General features: G+C 64.4%; 13 protein-coding genes. 11 read left to right on the forward strand and 2 right to left on the reverse strand.

The window, feature by feature from the left end; translation table 11 throughout:
- The first annotated feature begins 132 nt into the window (after positions 1–132).
- From OC450_RS16905 to ftsH, 11 genes are all read left to right on the forward strand, one after another.
- Positions 133–900, forward strand: a complete 768-nt coding sequence (locus OC450_RS16905; RefSeq protein WP_262048301.1) for a serine O-acetyltransferase — start codon at positions 133–135, stop codon at positions 898–900.
- A gap of 301 nt (positions 901–1,201) precedes the next feature.
- Positions 1,202–1,918, forward strand: a complete 717-nt coding sequence (gene tolQ / locus OC450_RS16910; RefSeq protein WP_018641591.1) for a protein TolQ — start codon at positions 1,202–1,204, stop codon at positions 1,916–1,918.
- Between the two features lie 43 nt (positions 1,919–1,961).
- Positions 1,962–2,411 carry a protein TolR gene (tolR, locus tag OC450_RS16915; RefSeq protein ID WP_211382209.1) on the forward strand — a complete coding sequence of 150 codons (450 nt, stop codon included), beginning with the start codon at positions 1,962–1,964 and terminating at the stop codon, positions 2,409–2,411.
- Between the two features lie 3 nt (positions 2,412–2,414).
- The gene (locus OC450_RS16920; protein ID WP_211382210.1) at positions 2,415–3,371 is read left to right on the forward strand and encodes a protein TolA; all 957 of its coding nucleotides are present in this window, start codon (positions 2,415–2,417) and stop codon (positions 3,369–3,371) included.
- A gap of 41 nt (positions 3,372–3,412) precedes the next feature.
- Complete coding sequence (gene tolB / locus OC450_RS16925; RefSeq protein ID WP_211382433.1) at positions 3,413–4,762, forward strand: Tol-Pal system beta propeller repeat protein TolB; 1,350 nt, start codon at positions 3,413–3,415, stop codon at positions 4,760–4,762.
- 239 nt (positions 4,763–5,001) lie between these two features.
- Positions 5,002–7,332, forward strand: a complete 2,331-nt coding sequence (locus tag OC450_RS16930) for a putative bifunctional diguanylate cyclase/phosphodiesterase (RefSeq protein ID WP_211382211.1) — start codon at positions 5,002–5,004, stop codon at positions 7,330–7,332.
- Between the two features lie 191 nt (positions 7,333–7,523).
- Positions 7,524–8,261 (forward strand): N-acyl amino acid synthase FeeM domain-containing protein, encoded by a 738-nt coding sequence (locus tag OC450_RS16935; RefSeq protein WP_211382212.1) that lies wholly within the window; start codon positions 7,524–7,526, stop codon positions 8,259–8,261.
- 293 nt (positions 8,262–8,554) lie between these two features.
- Positions 8,555–9,043, forward strand: a complete 489-nt coding sequence (pal, locus tag OC450_RS16940) for a peptidoglycan-associated lipoprotein Pal (RefSeq protein WP_211382213.1) — start codon at positions 8,555–8,557, stop codon at positions 9,041–9,043.
- 207 nt (positions 9,044–9,250) lie between these two features.
- Complete coding sequence (gene ybgF, locus OC450_RS16945) at positions 9,251–10,300, forward strand: tol-pal system protein YbgF (RefSeq protein WP_211382214.1); 1,050 nt, start codon at positions 9,251–9,253, stop codon at positions 10,298–10,300.
- A gap of 82 nt (positions 10,301–10,382) precedes the next feature.
- On the forward strand, positions 10,383–11,456 hold the full coding sequence (gene tilS / locus OC450_RS16950; RefSeq protein ID WP_256805687.1) for a tRNA lysidine(34) synthetase TilS: 1,074 nt from the start codon (positions 10,383–10,385) through the stop codon (positions 11,454–11,456).
- Between the two features lie 290 nt (positions 11,457–11,746).
- On the forward strand, positions 11,747–13,669 hold the full coding sequence (ftsH, locus tag OC450_RS16955; RefSeq protein ID WP_211382216.1) for an ATP-dependent zinc metalloprotease FtsH: 1,923 nt from the start codon (positions 11,747–11,749) through the stop codon (positions 13,667–13,669).
- Between the two features lie 313 nt (positions 13,670–13,982).
- Here ftsH and OC450_RS16960 read toward each other — a convergent pair whose 3' ends face one another.
- Together OC450_RS16960 and OC450_RS16965 are read right to left on the reverse strand one after the other, a co-directional pair.
- Positions 13,983–15,089, reverse strand: coding sequence for a hypothetical protein (locus OC450_RS16960; protein WP_262048302.1), 1,107 nt, complete (start codon positions 15,087–15,089; stop codon positions 13,983–13,985).
- Positions 15,090–15,619: 530 nt separating this feature from the next.
- Positions 15,620–16,684 carry a transporter gene (locus tag OC450_RS16965; RefSeq protein ID WP_262048303.1) on the reverse strand — a complete coding sequence of 355 codons (1,065 nt, stop codon included), beginning with the start codon at positions 16,682–16,684 and terminating at the stop codon, positions 15,620–15,622.
- Between the last annotated feature and the right edge of the window lie 106 nt (positions 16,685–16,790).

Here is a 16,790-nt window from a genome sequence, read left to right on the forward strand (position 1 = left end):
TGGCATGCAAGCTCGTAGCCTCACGGAGGGGCTGCGGCATGTTGCTCGGGGGTACCAATCGTGCCGCCGGCGCGGCGTGGCGCGCGGACGGCCCCCGGCCTATATTCGAGACGCGAGAAGAAAGAGGCGGCGATGACGGCGGTTGCGACCTCGGCGAACGAGAGTTTCTGGCAGGAGATTCGCGGTGAGGCACAACGTGCGATCGCGGCCGATCCTGTCTTTGGCAGATCCCTCGCCGATACAGTCCTCGTCCATGACGATTTTGCTGCCGCACTGGCCGATCTGATCGGGCGCAGACTAGGCGGCTCTGCAGCGGAGCGAGCGCGCTTCACGGCCTTCGCCCTCGATGCCTTCAGCGACTCGCCGGACCTGATCGAGACAGCCGGCCGCGATTTGCAGGCGATCGCGATCCACGATCCCGCCATCGCCGAGCTGTTGCCGCCACTGCTGCATTTCAAGGGTTATGTCGCGCTGCAAGCCTGGCGCGTCTCGAACTGGCTCTGGCACCGCGGCCATGTCGATGCCGCCCTGCTGTTTCAGAACGAGTCTTCAAATTTGCTGCAGGTCAGCATTCATCCCGCCGCCAGCATCGGCGCGTCGGTCTATCTCGACCATGCCACGGGTATCGTGATCGGCGCGAACGTGGTCATCGGCGAGGGGACCACCGTCCTCCAGAATGTCAGCATCGGCCGCAGCAGCGAAATGCCGGCGCGCTCGCCCCGCATCGGCCGCGGCGTCTATATCGGCGCCGGTGCGGCCATTCTCGGCGATATCAGCATCGGCGATTTCGCCAAGATCGGTGCCGGCACGGTCGTGGCATCGGACGTGCCGGCCGGCTGCACCGCGGTCGGTATTCCCGCGCGGCTAACCAATTGCCCCGAGCCCGCCCCGGCGCAGTGACCCAACTCCCTGCGTTGCCTACCTTTCCGCCAGCCAAATTCGTCCGCGGTAACCCCGCATTAACTATCGCCGGGCTCTGGTAATTGCGGACAATCGCGCCCAAAGCTGCGGTCAAGGCCCATAGTTTTGACATCTTGGCAGGGAATGCAGGCGGCCGGCTTTGGACGAGCCCTGCACCCCAGAAAGACAAGGCTTTGAGCGGGCTTGCCGGCCACGCCGGTTTGTAGCGCGGCTGTTGGGGAACCGGCGGCCATTTGCTGGCCGGGACATGAGGTACGATCGCCTTGAGAGGATACCGCTTATGAATCCGGCCGACGTGGCTCAGTCAGCCCTTCCGGTTGCCGCTTCCGCGGACGTGTCGCTGATCGCGCTGTTCTGGCAGGCTCACTGGATCGTGAAAGCGGTGATGCTGGGACTTCTGTCCTGCTCGGTCTGGGTCTGGGCGATCGCCATCGACAAGATCTTTCTGTTCGCCCGCACCCGGCGTTCGATGGACCGCTTCGAGCAGGCGTTTTGGTCCGGCGAGTCGATCGAGGAACTCTATCGTACGCTCTCGGCCAAGCCGACGCATTCGATGGCGGCCTGCTTCGTCGCGGCGATGCGCGAGTGGAAGCGTTCGTTCGAGAGCCATGCGCGCTCGGTCGCAGGCCTTCAGATGCGCATCGACAAGGTGATGAACGTCTCGATCGCGCGGGAGGTCGAGCGGCTGGAGCGGCGTCTGCTGGTGCTCGCCACTGTCGGCTCCGCCGGCCCCTTCGTCGGCCTGTTCGGCACGGTCTGGGGCATCATGTCGAGCTTCCAGTCGATCGCAGCGTCGAAAAATACCTCTCTGGCGGTGGTGGCCCCCGGTATCGCCGAGGCGCTGTTTGCGACCGCCGTCGGCCTTATCGCCGCCATTCCTGCCACTATTTTCTACAATAAGTTCACGTCCGAGGTGAACCGGCAGGCCCAGCGGCTCGAAGGTTTCGCCGATGAATTTTCAGCCATCCTGTCGCGCCAGATCGACGAGCGGGGCTGACGGACGGCATGTATAGTGTGAAGGGCAATTTGGGCACCAGACCATGGGCATGAACGTCGCGAGTTCGTCCGGAGGCGGCGGGCGCCGTGGCCGGCGCAAGCCGGTCGTGGCCGAGATCAACGTCACGCCGATGGTCGACGTGATGCTGGTGCTGCTCATCATCTTCATGGTGTCGGCGCCGATGTTGACGGTCGGAGTGCCGCTCGACCTGCCGCAGACCCAGGCCAAGAGCCTCGAAAACAACGACCAGAAGCCGATCCAGATGTCGGTCGATATCAAGGGCAAGGTGTTCATCAACGATGCCGAGATCGCGATCAACGAGCTGATCCCGAAGCTGAAGGCGATCACCGACGCGCGCGGCGGGCTCGAGGAGCGCATTTATCTGCGTGCCGACAAGAAGGCGGATTACGGCACGGTGGCCAAGGTCATGGGCCTGTTGTCCGGCGCGGGATTCAAGAAGCTCGCCCTCGTTACGGAAGCGGATCAGGGGTAAGCGGTGAAGGTGAAGGTCGACAAGACACTCGTTGCGTCGATTGCCCTCCACGTCCTCGTGCTGGGATGGGGGCTCGTCACCTTTAGCAGCAGGGCATTCGTGCCGGCGGAAGAGTCGCTGCCGATCGACATCATCTCCACCGACCAGCTCGCGCAGATGATGTCGGGGCAGAAGACCGGCGACAAGAAAGAGCCGAAGCCCAAGGTCGAGAAGATCGCGGAGGCCAAGCCCGAGGAAGACGCCGTCGGCAAGGTCACCGAGAAGAAAGAGCTGATCAAGACCAACTCGACGCCCGAGCCGCCGCCAAAACCGGTCGAGAAGCCGGTCGAGAAGAAGCCCGAGCCGCCCAAGCCCGTGGCGGAAGCCAAGCCGAAGGAAGAGCCGAAGCCGCCGGAAAAGAAGCCTGATCCGGCCAAGGAAGATCCGATCGCCGAACTGCAGAAAAAGCTCGAAACCAAGAAGCCGCCGCCCAAGCCGGAGCAGAAGGTCGCGGCGGTGCAGCCGCAGCAGCAGCCGAAGCCCAAGGAGCGCAGCTTCGATCCCGCGCAGATCCAGCGTGACCTCGACAAGCGCGCCGCGACCCGGCACGAGCTCGCCGGCTCGACGCTGAATGCGTCGGCCTCGCTGGGATCGACGATCGGAACGGCCGCCAACAACGTCGCGACCTGGCGGGGTGCGTTCCAGGGCGCGGTGAAGCGCTGCTTCACGCCGACCTATAACGGCCAGGACGCCGATCAGTACGAGGCCGACATCGACATTCCCATGAAGATCGACGGATCGCTCGCGTCCGAGCCGGTCGTCGTCGCGGTGAGAGGGCCGTCGCGCTCGATCGCCCAGGCTGTGGCCGAGAGCGCCAAGCGCGCCATCGTGCAGTGTCAGGTCTATTCGTTCCTGCCGAAGCAGCAATACGAGAGCTGGAAGCTCATTCCGATGACTTTCGGCCTGAAAGACATGTTGTGACATCCGAACAAAAGAATTTTGCGATGAATGACGTTCGATCGATGAACCGCCGCCGCTTCATGACCCTGACCGGATCGACGCTCGCGATGCTGGGGGGCGGACAGGCCTTCGCCCAGCAGCCGCAGGGGCGGCTCCGCATCGATCCCACGGAGTTTCGGCCGATTCCGATCGCGATCACCAACTTCGTGCCGGGCTCACCCGCCGACGGCGACGTCGGCAACGGCGTCACGCAGGTCATCACCAACAATCTGAAGCGCTCGGGTTTGTTTGCCCCCGTCGACCAGGCCGCCTTCATCGAGCGCATCAGCAACATCGACGTCGCGCCGCAATTCGAGAACTGGAAGACCCTCAACGCGCAGGCCCTGGTCACCGGCCGCATGACGCGGCAGCCGGACGGCCGCCTCAAGGCCGAATTCCGCCTGTGGGACGTGGTCACCGGCCAGCAGCTCGCCGGCCAGCAATATTTCACCTCGCCGGAATATTGGCGCCGCATCGCCCACATCATCTCCGATCAGATCTATGAGAAGCTGACCGGCGAGAAGGGCTATTTCGACAGCCGCGTGGTGTTCGTCGACGAGTCCGGGCCGAAGGAGCGCCGCGTCAAGCGGCTCGCGATGATGGACCAGGACGGCGCCAATGTGCGCTATCTGACTCGCGGCGCCGACCTCGTGCTGACGCCGCGCTTCTCGCCGAACTCGCAAGAGATCACCTACATGGAGTTCGGCCAGGGCGATCCGAAGGTGTATCTCTTCAACATCGAGACCGGCCAGCGCGAGATCGTCGGCAATTTCCCGGGCATGACCTTTGCGCCGCGCTTCTCGCCGGACGGCCAGCGCGTCATCATGAGTTTGCAGCAGGGCGGCAATTCCAATTTGTTCGTGATGGATTTGCGCTCGCGCTCGACCACGCGCCTCACCGATACGCCGGCGATCGACACATCTCCGTCCTACTCGCCGGACGGCACCCGCATCTGCTTCGAGTCCGATCGCGGCGGCAGGTCGCAGATCTATGTGATGGCGGCGGGCGGCGGAGCTGCGCAGCGCATTTCCTTCTCCAAGGACGACACCAACGCCACCTATTCGACGCCGGTATGGTCGCCGCGCGGCGACTACATCGCCTTCACCAGGCAGGGCGGCGGACAGTTCTCGATCGGCGTCATGAAGCCGGACGGCTCCGGCGAACGGCTGCTCACCTCCGGCTTTCACAACGAAGGCCCGACGTTTTCGCCGAACGGCCGCGTGCTGATGTTCTTCCGCGATCCCGGCGGCAGCGGCGGGCCGTCGCTGTTCTCCGTCGACATCTCGGGCCGCAACGAGCTGAAGGTGCCGACGCCGGGCTTCGCCTCCGACCCGGCATGGTCGCCGCTGTTGTCCTCGACACAGGGCGGCTAAGACATCGCGTCTCCAGACACGCGATGTTTCCGAAAAAACGCGCCGATTTTTTCGCGTTCGGCGGAGAATGCAAGGTTTCCTTCACCTTGTGCCCGGCAAGGCTTGCCTAGCTGCTTGATATATCAGCAGAAATGGGTTCGCTATTGCCGAAAAACAACCCGACCTTAACGATGTTCCCTCAGAAAGGCTTCATCTGGCTTGGGTAAAAGTACGCGCTAAACAGGACGCGTAGCAAGCCGATGCAGCTGGCCGACCAGAAGCAGAGCGATCGAGACGAGCTGGAGCCGATACTCTACGCCGCTCTCGTCAACTCCATGGTGCAGAATTTCTGGGCGATCTTCCTCGGATCGGCCTGCACCGCCGTGGCTGCGGTCATGACTGCCTTGAAGACCGGCGACGTCCTGCTGTGGCCGATCGCGTTTCTCATCATCGCCATCGGCACTGCGCGCGCGTTTCAGATGCGGCGCTACGAAAACCGGATCCCGGCCCTGACGTTTGCAGAGGCCAAGCATCTGGAGCCGCGCTATTGGTTCGGCGCGCTCGTCTATGCCGGCATCATCGGCCTGTGGTGTTTCGTCGTCATCTTCAACAACGACGACGCGGTCGCGAACATGCTCTGCGTCTCCGTCACGGTCGGCTACACCGCCGGCGGCGCCGCCCGCAATTACGGCCAGCCCCGGGTGATCCAGTGGCACGTCGCGCTGGCCTGCGGTCCGATGTCGCTCGCCTTGATGCTGCATGGCGGGTTCTACTATATCGGGCTCGCGATCCTGCTCGGGCTGTTCTTCATCGCGCTGAAGAACATCAACCTCGGCCTGCATGCGATCTTCGTCAAGGCGCTGACCTCGAGCTTCCGGGAATCCGCGCTGGCGAGCCAGTTCGACACCGCGCTCAACAACATGCCTCATGGCCTGTGCATGTTTCGCGCCGACAGCCGCCTTGCGGTGATGAACCATCGCTTCGGCGAGCTGATGGCCTTGCCTGAAGATCTGGTCAAGCGCGGCGCCACCGCCGCCGACATCGTGTCGGCCTGCGTCGCCGCGCGGTCGATCTCGGCGGACAGCGGCAACCAGATCATGGCCGAGATCGAACACGCGCGGATCTGCGAGATCGTCACCGCCGACCCGGACCCCTCGCGCGGCCGCACGCTGGCCTGGACGTTCCAGCCGATGGCCGGCGGCGGCACCGTGCTGCTGCTGGAAGACATCACCGAACGCACCAACGCGGAAGCCCGCATCAGCCATCTTGCCCGTTACGACGAGCTGACGGCGCTGCCCAACCGCGTCAGCTTCCGCGACGAGATCGAACGGCTGCTGGCGATTTCGCACAATTCGGAACGCCTCTCGGCGCTGCTGTTCATCGACCTCGACCAGTTCAAGCAGGTCAACGACACGCTCGGCCATCCCTGCGGCGACCAGCTCCTGTGTGCGGTCGCCAACCGGCTGCGCGAGATGCTGCGTCCCGAGGATTTCGTCGCGCGCTTCGGCGGCGACGAATTCGTCGTGTTCCAGCAGAACATCGCGTCGCCCGAGGACGCCGCCGCGCTGGCGCGCCGCATCGTCGAGCGGCTCAGCGAGCGCTACCGCATCGACAATCACCTGGTCGAGATCGGCGCCAGCGTCGGCATCGCGCTGACCGCGCCGGACGGCGTCAGCGCCGATACGCTGCTCAAGAACGCCGACATGGCGCTGTACCGCGCCAAGGCCGACGGCCGCGGCACCTTCTGCTTCTTCCGCGACGAGATGGCGGCGACCGTCGAGGCGCGCCGCATTCTCGAGCTCGATCTGCGCAAGGCGCTGGCCAACGAGGAGTTCGAGCTGTTCTACCAGCCGCTGGTCAATCTGAAGTCCGGCAAGATCACCACTTGCGAGGCACTGCTGCGCTGGAATCATCCGGTGCGCGGCACGGTCTCGCCGGTCGACATCATCCCGGTCGCCGAGGACATGGGCCTGATCGTCGATCTCGGCCGCTGGATCCTGCGCCGCGCCTGCATGGAATGCATGAAATGGCCGGACGGCGTCAGCGTCGCCGTCAACTTCTCGCCGCAGCAATTCCACCAGCGCGACGTCCTGAGCGAAATCCGCTACGCGCTGGAGGTCTCGGGGCTTCCGGCGCACCGGCTCGAGATCGAGATCACCGAATCCTCGCTGCTGCGCAACACCCAGCTCACGCACGACATCCTGTCGCAACTGCATGCGCTCGGCGTGCGCATTTCGCTCGACGATTTCGGCACCGGCTATTCGAGCCTCAGCTATCTGCACAATTTCCCGATGCAGAAGGTGAAGATCGACCGCTCCTTCCTCGAAGGCATCGACACCGACCGGCCGCTGACGCTGCTGCGCGGCGTGGCGCGGCTGTCCGCCGATCTCGGCATGTCGGTCGTGGTCGAGGGCATCGAGACCAACGAGCAGCTCGAGCTGATCAGCGCCGACGGCACCGTCTCCGAGGCGCAAGGCTATCTGTTCAGCCGTCCGGTGCCCGCCGTGCGGATGCGCCAGCTCCTCAACGCCTCCTATGGACGGCGCGGCGACGGCCTGCTCCAGGTCGTCGGCACGCGCTCCTTCGCCTGACGCCGCTTCGCTGAATTTCCTGTCGTTTCAGTCTGTTGCCGGGCACCGTAGTCCTACGGGTGATTAACCCTAACCCTTCGATTGCTTTGCATACTTGTTAAGGAGCTGTTAATAAATGATCACGCGCGCGCAGGTTGTCCCGCAGGAGTTGCCTTGGGCAGCGCGTCGTGAACGGTGAGTAAGGAGTTGGAATGCAGTCCTCAGCCAGAGCGGTCATTTCGGCTGTTGGACGAGGGGCGGAACTCCTCACCGACGTCGACTATCATCTCGCAGAGACGTTTGCCGAGAAGGAGGAGATCTACAATCTCCGCTACCGCGCCTATCTGCGCGAAGGCGCCGTCAGGGAGTCGGCGGACGCACGGGTCACCGACCGCTATGACGAGCTGCCGAACGCGTGGACCTTCGGTGTCTATCTCCACGGCGAGCTCTGCAGCTCGGTGCGCATCAGCGTGCTGACCTCGGAATGGCGCGAGTCCACCTCGGCCGACGTCTTTCCCGATATTCTGCTGCCACGGCTCGACCGCGGCGAGGTCATGATCGATCCGACGCGCTTCGTCGCCGATCCCGACCAGGTCAAGCGGGTTCCGGAACTGCCCTATTTGACGACGCGCCTCGCCTACATGGCCTGCGAGCATTTCAATGCCGATCTGGGCCTTGCGATCGTGCGTCCCGAGCATCAGGCCTTCTACCGGCGGGTGTTCCTGCACGAGACCATCGCCGAGCCCCGGCTGGTTCCGGGACTGACCAAGCCGTTCGGGCTGATGGCGGCGGACTTCCCGACCTTCCGCAAGAAAGTGTTCGAGCGCTATCCGATCATGCGGTCCACCGCCTTCGAGCGGCGGATGCTGTTCGGGCGCGGCGGCCAGCGCGAGGTCCCGCAGCGGCCCGTCCCGCAGCCGGTGCTGGTGGCGGACGCCGCTCACGCCTGAGGGCGGGCTGGGCATGTTCCGAGGCCGCCGCCTTTCGGCGGGGGGCCCCGGTCGCCTGACATATCCTCGGGGCCCAAAATTCCGGCAGGATCCAGCGTTTTTGCCGGCCGGCGCGGCTTGCCTTCACCCTCGCGCCACATTTACAACCCATTAACCATGACGGTTGCTTTTCGCTGGTTGGGGGCATTTGACCGGCTGAGGCAAGGTTCCGTCAAGGTTGACGGAACGTTCGCTTAACCAACCCCCTGTAGACCGGACAGCAGTGGACTGAACGTGAGCGTGGAGGCTCCGGAATGAAACATCCTATGCGTATCCTCCAGGGATTGAAGCTGGTCGCGGTGCTTGCCGTCGCGCTGTCGATGGGCGCCTGCGCCAACAAGAACTCTGCCACGGATGCGATGGCCAATGCGGCGACGCCCGGAAGCCAGCAGGATTTCGTCGTCAACGTGGGTGACCGCGTATTCTTCGAAAGCGACCAGACCGATCTGACCCCGCAGGCGATCGTGACCCTGGAGAAGCAGGCCCAATGGCTGCAGAGCTACCCGCGCTACAGCTTCACCATCGAAGGCCATGCCGACGAACGCGGCACCCGCGAATACAACATCGCGCTCGGCGCCCGCAGAGCCCAGTCGGTGCGCTCGTTCCTCGCCTCGCGCGGCATCGACCCGAACCGCATGCGCACGATCTCCTACGGCAAGGAGCGACCGGTGGCCGTCTGTAACGACATCTCCTGCTGGTCGCAGAACCGCCGTGCCGTCACCGTGCTGAACGCGAGCTCCTGACGCTCAGTCAGGTCCCTGGCGATTGGTCAGGCGCCGTTCATCTTCAGAAACCGAATATGCCGGCGCCCCTCTCGGGCGCCGGTTTCGTTTCAGCGATCTGTGACAGAAACCCCTTGGTTCCAGTCACATTTTTGGCGTACTCCACTTCAATGTGTGGCGCGTCGAATGATCCGTCGCAGGCCATTTCGCTTTCGTCGTCAGGGCAAGATGTCATCCAGATTCAAGGCAATTACCGGCACCGTGGCGATCGCCGCGCTGCTCTCTTTCGGCTCGCCCGTCTTCGCGCAATCGGATGATGCCGACCCCGAGATGCGGATCGAGCGGCTGGAGAACCAGCTGCGCCAGCTCACCGGCCAGAACGAGGAGCTGCAATACCGCAACCGCCAGCTCGAGGAGCGGCTGCGGGCGCTCGAGGGCGGCGCGCAGGCTGCGCCCGGACAGGGCCAGCCCAACGTCGCGGCCATGCCGCCCGCGCAGGCCGCGCCGGCCTATCGCCAGCAGCCGCCGCAACAGCAACCGGCCCAGCCGAATTACGAGCAGCCGCAGATCGCCTCGCCCGCGCCGATCGTTCAGGAGCCGCCTGCGCCCGGCGCGCCCGGCAGTCGTCGCCGCGGCGATGCGTTTGACCCGAACCAGAATCCCGGTGCCCCGGGTGCGCCGCGCGCGCTCGGCGGCGGGCAGCAGCCGATCGCGGCGGGTGGTGGTCAGGCAGCCGCGCCCGGCGGGCGCGGCTACGGCGAGCCGCTCGATCTCTCCAACAATGGCGGCCGCTATCCGCAGGCAGCGGCCCCCGCGCAGCCCGCTTATCCGCCGGCCCAACAGGGCAATCCCGCGCCATCAGGCGGCACGGGCCTTGCGACCCTGCCGCCCTCGGCCACGCCGCGCGACGAGTTCGACCTCGGCATCGGCTACATGCAGCGCAAGGACTACGCGCTCGCCGAGCAGACCATGAAGAACTTTTCGCAGAAATTTCCGAACGATCCGCTGCTCGGCGACGCGCAATACTGGCTCGGCGAGAGCTATTTCCAGCGCCAGCAATACCGCGACTCCGCGGAAGCCTTCCTCGCCGTCACCACCAAATACGACAAGTCCGCCAAGGCCCCGGATGCCCTGCTGCGGCTCGGCCAGTCGCTGGCCGCGCTGAAGGAGAAGGAGGCCGCCTGCGCCGCCTTCGGCGAAATCGGCCGCAAATATCCGCGCGCCTCCGCCGGCGTCAAAGCGGCCGTGGACCGCGAGCAGAAGCGGGTGAAGTGCTGACGCGTAGCGTTTAAGTCCTGACAATGCTGACGGCGCTGCGCTAAACATTGCGGCATCCGCTTGCGACCGTCAGGGCCGCGTCATGTCAGACGACGACAATTCACCGATCTCGGCGCGCGCGGCGAAGCAGCTCTTCGCCGAGCTCAAAGGCGCGCCGGCACTGGTGCTCGCGGTCTCCGGCGGGCCTGACTCCGTTGCCCTGATGTGGCTCGCGGCGCGCTGGCGGCGCGGCCTTGCGCGCGGTCCGCATCTCACCGTCGTCACCGTCGATCACGGCCTGCGGCCGGAAGCGGCGCGCGAGGCGCGCGAGGTCAAGCATCTGGCGACCGGGCTCGGCCTGACCCACCGGACCCTGCGCTGGCGTGGCGCAAAGCCGGAGACGGGATTGCCTGCGGCCGCGCGCGAGGCCCGCTACCGCCTGCTCGCGCAGGCTGCGCGCAAGGCCGGCGCGAGCCATGTGCTGACCGCCCATACCCGCGACGACCAGGCCGAGACCCTGTTGATGCGTCTTGTCCGCGGCAGCGGACTTGCCGGACTGTCGGCGATGGCCCGCCTCACCGAGCGCGACGGCGTCGTCCTTGCGCGTCCGCTGCTCGATGTCCCGAAGTCGCAGCTGGTCGCGACCCTGCAGCGGGCCAAGATCGGGTTTGCCGATGATCCCACCAACCGCGACACCGCCTTCACCCGGCCGCGGCTGCGCGCGCTGCTGCCGCAGCTTGCGGCGGAGGGCGGCGACGCCCGCACGCTGGCCCGGCTCGCAGGCAGGCTGGCGCGCGCCAATGCGGCGGTCGAACTGATGGTCGATGGCGCCGAGCGCTTCCTTCAACTCCGGGCGCGCGGCGATGCGCCGCAGGCGGGCGTTCGAAGCTTCGAGGCCCAAATCTTTTTCGAAGCCCAAGCGTTTGCCGCCCTGCCGGAGGAGGTCCGGCTGCGGCTCCTGCTGCGGGCGGTCAATGCGCTCGGCCATGAAGGGCCGGCGGAACTGGGCAAGGTCGAAACCCTGATGACAGCGCTCGACCAGGCCATGGCTGCGGGGCCCGCGGCCGCAAATGGCCGGCCGGTGCTGCGACAGACCCTCGCGGGAGCCTTGATCAGCCTTGCCGGGGGGCGTATCCACGTCGCGCCGGCGCCGGCCCGGCGGCCCAAGGGGCGCTGAGCGCGGATCACGGGAGCCGAGCGCGGATCATGGCACCGGCCGTTTCGGTGGCGCTCCGTCAGGCCACCTTAACCAGGCAGGAAAAACCCCTGTCAGGCCGCCATTATTTCAGCGGGAATCGCTCTAAGATGGGATAAATAGTCCCATCTCGTTCCCTTGGCAGCGACCGGGGCGGCACCTAAATTGTATGCGTCCAACCGAGAGGATTCCTTGGGATTTCCTCGTACTGCCCCAACTAGCTAACCGCCCAAGGATCAGGCCGCGATCCGCGCGACCACGAAGGAAGATCGATGAACGCCAATCTGCGCAATTTCGCCCTCTGGGTCATCATTGTCTTGCTGCTGTTGGCGTTGTTCACGCTCTTCCAGAATCCGGGTCAGCGCGCCTCCTCGCAGGACATCGCCTTCTCCCAGCTCCTGAGCGAAGTTGACCGCGGCAACGTGCGCGACGTCGTGATCCAGGGGCCGGACATCCACGGCACCTTCACCAACGGCTCGAGCTTCCAGACCTATGCGCCGAGCGATCCGACGCTGGTGAAGCGCCTCTATGACAGCAAGGTGCAGATCACCGCGAAGCCGCCCGGCGACAACGTGCCGTGGTTCGTCTCGCTGCTGGTCTCCTGGCTGCCCTTCATCGCGCTGATCGGCGTCTGGATATTCCTGTCGCGGCAGATGCAGGGCGGCGCCGGCAAGGCGATGGGCTTCGGCAAGTCGCGCGCCAAGATGCTCACCGAAGCGCATGGCCGCGTCACCTTCGAGGACGTCGCCGGCGTCGACGAGGCCAAGCAGGACCTGCAGGAGATCGTCGAATTCCTCCGCGACCCCGGCAAATTCCAGCGCCTCGGCGGCCGCATTCCGCGCGGCGTGCTGCTGGTCGGCCCTCCCGGCACGGGCAAGACCCTGATCGCGCGTGCGGTCGCGGGCGAAGCCAACGTGCCGTTCTTCACCATTTCCGGTTCGGACTTCGTCGAGATGTTTGTCGGCGTCGGCGCCTCTCGTGTGCGCGATATGTTCGAGCAGGCCAAGAAGAACGCGCCCTGCATCATCTTCATCGACGAAATCGATGCCGTCGGTCGTCACCGTGGCGCCGGTCTCGGCGGCGGCAATGACGAGCGCGAGCAGACGCTGAACCAGCTGCTGGTCGAGATGGACGGCTTCGAAGCGAACGAGGGCGTGATCCTGATCGCCGCGACCAACCGTCCCGACGTGCTCGATCCCGCGCTGCTGCGTCCCGGCCGCTTCGACCGCCAGGTCGTGGTGCCCAACCCGGACGTCGTCGGCCGCGAGCAGATCCTCAAGGTTCACGTCCGCAAGGTGCCGCTGGCCCCCGATATCAACCTCAAGACCATCGCGCGCGGCACCCCGGGCTTCTCCGGCGCCGACCTGATGAATCTGGTCAACGAGGCCGCGCTGACCGCCGCCCGCCGCAACAAGCGGATGGTGACGCAGGCCGAGTTCGAAGAGGCCAAGGACAAGGTGATGATGGGCGCCGAGCGCAAGTCGCTCGTCATGACCGAGGAAGAGAAGCTGCTGACGGCCTATCACGAGGGCGGCCACGCCATCGTCGGCCTCAACGTCGTCGCGACCGACCCGATCCACAAGGCGACCATCATTCCGCGCGGCCGCGCGCTGGGCATGGTCATGCAGCTGCCTGAGCGCGACAAGCTGTCGATGTCGCTGGAGCAGATGACCTCGCGGCTCGCCATCATGATGGGCGGCCGTGTCGCCGAAGAGCTGATCTTCGGCCGCGAGAAGGTGACCTCCGGTGCGTCCTCCGACATCGAGCAGGCGACGCGCCTGGCCCGCATGATGGTGACGCGCTGGGGCCTGTCCGAGGCGCTCGGCACCGTCTCCTATGGCGAAAACCAGGACGAGGTTTTCCTCGGCATGTCGGTGTCGCGCACCCAGAACGCGTCGGAAGCGACGGTTCAGAAGATCGACACCGAGATCCGGCGCTTCGTCGAAGAAGGCTACAACGAAGCGACGCGCATTCTCACCGAGAAGCGCGCCGACCTCGAAGCGCTCGCCAAGGGCCTGCTCGAGTTCGAGACGCTGTCCGGCGACGAGATCGTCGATCTGCTCAAGGGCAAGAAGCCGAACCGCGAATCCGTGCTCGAGCCGACCACGCCGCGCGCCTCCGCCGTGCCCCCGGCCGGCAAGTCGCGCCCGCGGCCCGATCCGGATCCCGGCCTGGAGCCGCAGCCGCAGGCGTAATCGCAAGCGGCAGATGAAATTGGAAAACGCGGCGGAAACGCCGCGTTTTTTTATTGTCGATGACGAGTTACGAGTGTGGACACTTTCGGCGCCTCGTCATTGCGAGCGTAGCGATGCAATCCAGACTGTCACCGCGGCGGGATTCTGGATTGCTTCGCTACGCTCGCAATGACGGAAGATAAAGCAGCGTGGGCAAAGGCGCCCAGGCGCCGTCCCCGCCATTCCGCGTCCGCTGTTCCGACGATAGCAGGCAATATAACGGGCTCAACGTGGTCCAGCTAAGGGCCAATAGGCGACCTAGGTGTCGTGCTCCTCATTTAGCTGGCAACCTCACGCTGGCGAGATCGGTGCCCACGATGATGTTGCCGGTGTAGCCGCCGTCCTCGGCGGCTTTCCGGTAGTCCTGCTCCGTCAACGGGCCACCGGGGACCTTCACGGTCCCCTGAGTAGGAGCACCAAGTGACGGCGCGAGATGGGTGAGCATGAGGTACTTCACCCCGTCGCGTTGAGCCATGGCACCGAGATCGGTCGCATTGCTCTGGCGATAGTAGACCGGAGGCGGCGCTCCACTGCCTCTTTCCGGCGAAAGCACGGGGTGGATGGTCGTATGCACGATGATATCGGCACCCTTGGCCAGCTTCTCGACCTGATCCGACGTCGAGGTCTTGCGCGGCGGAGCCTGCACGTCGTTGGATGCGTCCCCGCCAATCACCACGCTGCCGGCCGGCGTGTCGACGCGATAGGCTGCAGAACCCGGGATGTGCGTCGTCCGGATCGCGCTGACCTTCACGTCACCTGACGTCCAAACGACTTGTGCGTCGTCCTTTGGATCGAAGGTGACAACCTTCATCCCCGCAACCGGACCGGCTGCGTCGACGAGGCCCTTCATTTCGGCGGCCCGGTAGGCGGTCTCACCTGACTGCTCATAGGCGTCGTCGATATGGGCGACAAATTTGCTGCAACTCACGGTGAATCCAAGCTGCGATTTCTCGTCGGTGCTGCAGACGACGTCGAGCTTCGGGCCTTGAGGGACGCCGAAGAACCAGCGCATCTGCACGATATCGGAGAATCCCTCCGTATGGTCCGAGTGGATGTGTGTGAAGAAGACGCCGTTGAGCTGCGCGGCCTGGACGCCGATTTGCGCCAGTCTCATGAGCGTTCCGCGGCCGGCGTCGAACTGCATCAGCGCGGACCTGCAGTCGTTTGTGTCGTCACCGTACCGCACGAACGTCCCGGGCCCGGCGAGGTCGTTGTAGGGCGGCGGACCGCTGGTGCCGGTCAATGTGACGACCATGCAGGGCGCGGCCTGCGCACCTGTCGTGGCGACGGCCGTTGCCATGAACAGGAATGCCATCGCGGATAACAGCTTGCGCATTATGATCCTCTCTCTGCCCGACACCAATGTCAGCGGCAATGTCATTGGCTTGCAGGCATGCGCTGCAAAGGAATGAGACGCCCCATGGTCCGGAGCTGATCCAACGATTTGCCGTAGCAATCGAGCACAGTCGCGCGATCCTTGGGTGGCTCCAACACGTGATCTGCATTCAAGGTCGCCGTGTGCAGGCCCGATAGGTCGCGGTACCATTTCCGTTGATCGTATTTAGGTACCCCACCGTCCAGGTCTGGGACTTTTGGCTGTAGCAAACGATTCCGAGAGGAATATCGGCAGGCAATGTTTGGGCGGCAGATTCCGTCGCCAGCGTAGCCAACAAACTGAATGCCACAACAGATAAGGAAAATTTGGGCACGATCTCTTCTCGTAAGTCCGGACGCGGCGCGAGCCGTCCGCTTGGACCATCTATAAGAGGACTGCCTCGGGCTAATGTTGAGATAACTCAAGGAAATCGATGCGTTTGAATCGCAGCCAGATGCTGCAAGCGGCAGCACGCGCCCCATGAACTCAACGTCGCTGCTTCCTACCCGGCGTCGTCGAACAAGGTAGATCGATCCTTATTTCGTCACCATGTGGCGAGTCGGCGTGACCGTGCTCGTCGGCGGCGCAGGTGAGATGGAGAACGTCAGCCAGGTATTCCAGCCCGACGGCCGGTTCGCCGCGTCAAATTCCCCATAGGCTTTCACGTTCAGATAGCCCTGCATGTCTCCGACCGGAAACAGGTAGCCGAATTGCGGACCTACGCCCAACACGCGCGAGCGGAATGACCCGAGAATAGGGTGCTGACCGGAATCGTCGGTGACCTGCTGATAGGCATATCCGACGAAGCCCACGAACGCGTGCTTGGAAAGAAACTTCGATACGCCCCAGTCGAAATGGAAATCGACGCCGCTCTGGTACTGCGTGTCTGGGTTGTTGAAATTGTAGGTGAACCCGGCGACGCCCGAGAATTCCTGCCCGGTAGCGGGATCGAGATACGTGTAGCCGCCGCCGCCATCGATGGCGCCGTGACCGATGCCGGTGTTGGCCAGACGGGTCGGTTGGTAGTCTCCGACGGGAATGTCGCCGGTCGCATAGGTCATCCAGTTGTGAACGCCGTTGTGCCACTTCAGCGACATCACTGGATAGAGATCGCCGACCGACACAAGTGTGTCCGAAAGACTGCCGGTCCGCGTCGTGCCGAACGGGCCGACGTTGGTGGTCAGTGTTCCATCGATGCCGACTGCGCTTCGCGCGAATGTGCCGGTGAGACCCACGGCCAATTGTCCACCCAGCACTGGCGTGGCGAACGTATAGGTCGGCGCCAGGATCAGAATGTCGGCTTGCGCATTGAGGCTTGCGTTCAGGTTGACATTGACCGTCGCCGGAAGTTTGCCGACCGTGATTTCCCGCGATGCAGCGACACCACCCGAGCCTGCGACGGAGGTGTGGTAATAAACCGTGCCTAGCGACCAACCCGGTGTCATCGGCAAGGCCGCGAGGCTGCCAAACTGACCCGGAAGCCAGAACGAAATGCCGTTTTCATCGGCCCTGGCGCTTTCAACGGAGGCGGCAAGAAGGCCAGCGCTAACGAGACAGGCTGTCAGCCATGCACCTTGTGATCTAGAACCGGCGCGTTGCATTCGTCCTCCAAGTCTTCGTCCCTATTGCCGGTTATTCCCGCATGATTTGGCGTCGCAAGGCAATGCCGGCGGTCCGATAGGTCCAAAGGACATCCGCTGTGGCGCA

The organism is Bradyrhizobium sp. Bra78, assembly GCF_024519855.1.
GTDB classification, from domain to species: Bacteria; Pseudomonadota; Alphaproteobacteria; order Rhizobiales; family Xanthobacteraceae; genus Bradyrhizobium; species Bradyrhizobium japonicum_G.

Bases quoted from the DNA above. Each gene is read 5' to 3' on its own strand.
- ybgF (WP_211382214.1), top strand. From the start codon at position 9,251: ATGTCATCCAGATTCAAGGCAATTACCGGCACCGTGGCGATCGCCGCG.
- ftsH (WP_211382216.1), top strand. From the start codon at position 11,747: ATGAACGCCAATCTGCGCAATTTCGCCCTCTGGGTCATCATTGTCTTG.
- OC450_RS16930 (WP_211382211.1), top strand. From the start codon at position 5,002: ATGCAGCTGGCCGACCAGAAGCAGAGCGATCGAGACGAGCTGGAGCCG.
- tolB (WP_211382433.1), top strand. From the start codon at position 3,413: ATGAACCGCCGCCGCTTCATGACCCTGACCGGATCGACGCTCGCGATG.
- OC450_RS16965 (WP_262048303.1), bottom strand. From the start codon at position 16,684: ATGCAACGCGCCGGTTCTAGATCACAAGGTGCATGGCTGACAGCCTGT.
- OC450_RS16935 (WP_211382212.1), top strand. From the start codon at position 7,524: ATGCAGTCCTCAGCCAGAGCGGTCATTTCGGCTGTTGGACGAGGGGCG.
- OC450_RS16960 (WP_262048302.1), bottom strand. From the start codon at position 15,089: ATGACATTGCCGCTGACATTGGTGTCGGGCAGAGAGAGGATCATAATG.
- tilS (WP_256805687.1), top strand. From the start codon at position 10,383: ATGTCAGACGACGACAATTCACCGATCTCGGCGCGCGCGGCGAAGCAG.
- pal (WP_211382213.1), top strand. From the start codon at position 8,555: ATGAAACATCCTATGCGTATCCTCCAGGGATTGAAGCTGGTCGCGGTG.
- OC450_RS16905 (WP_262048301.1), top strand. From the start codon at position 133: ATGACGGCGGTTGCGACCTCGGCGAACGAGAGTTTCTGGCAGGAGATT.
- tolR (WP_211382209.1), top strand. From the start codon at position 1,962: ATGGGCATGAACGTCGCGAGTTCGTCCGGAGGCGGCGGGCGCCGTGGC.
- tolQ (WP_018641591.1), top strand. From the start codon at position 1,202: ATGAATCCGGCCGACGTGGCTCAGTCAGCCCTTCCGGTTGCCGCTTCC.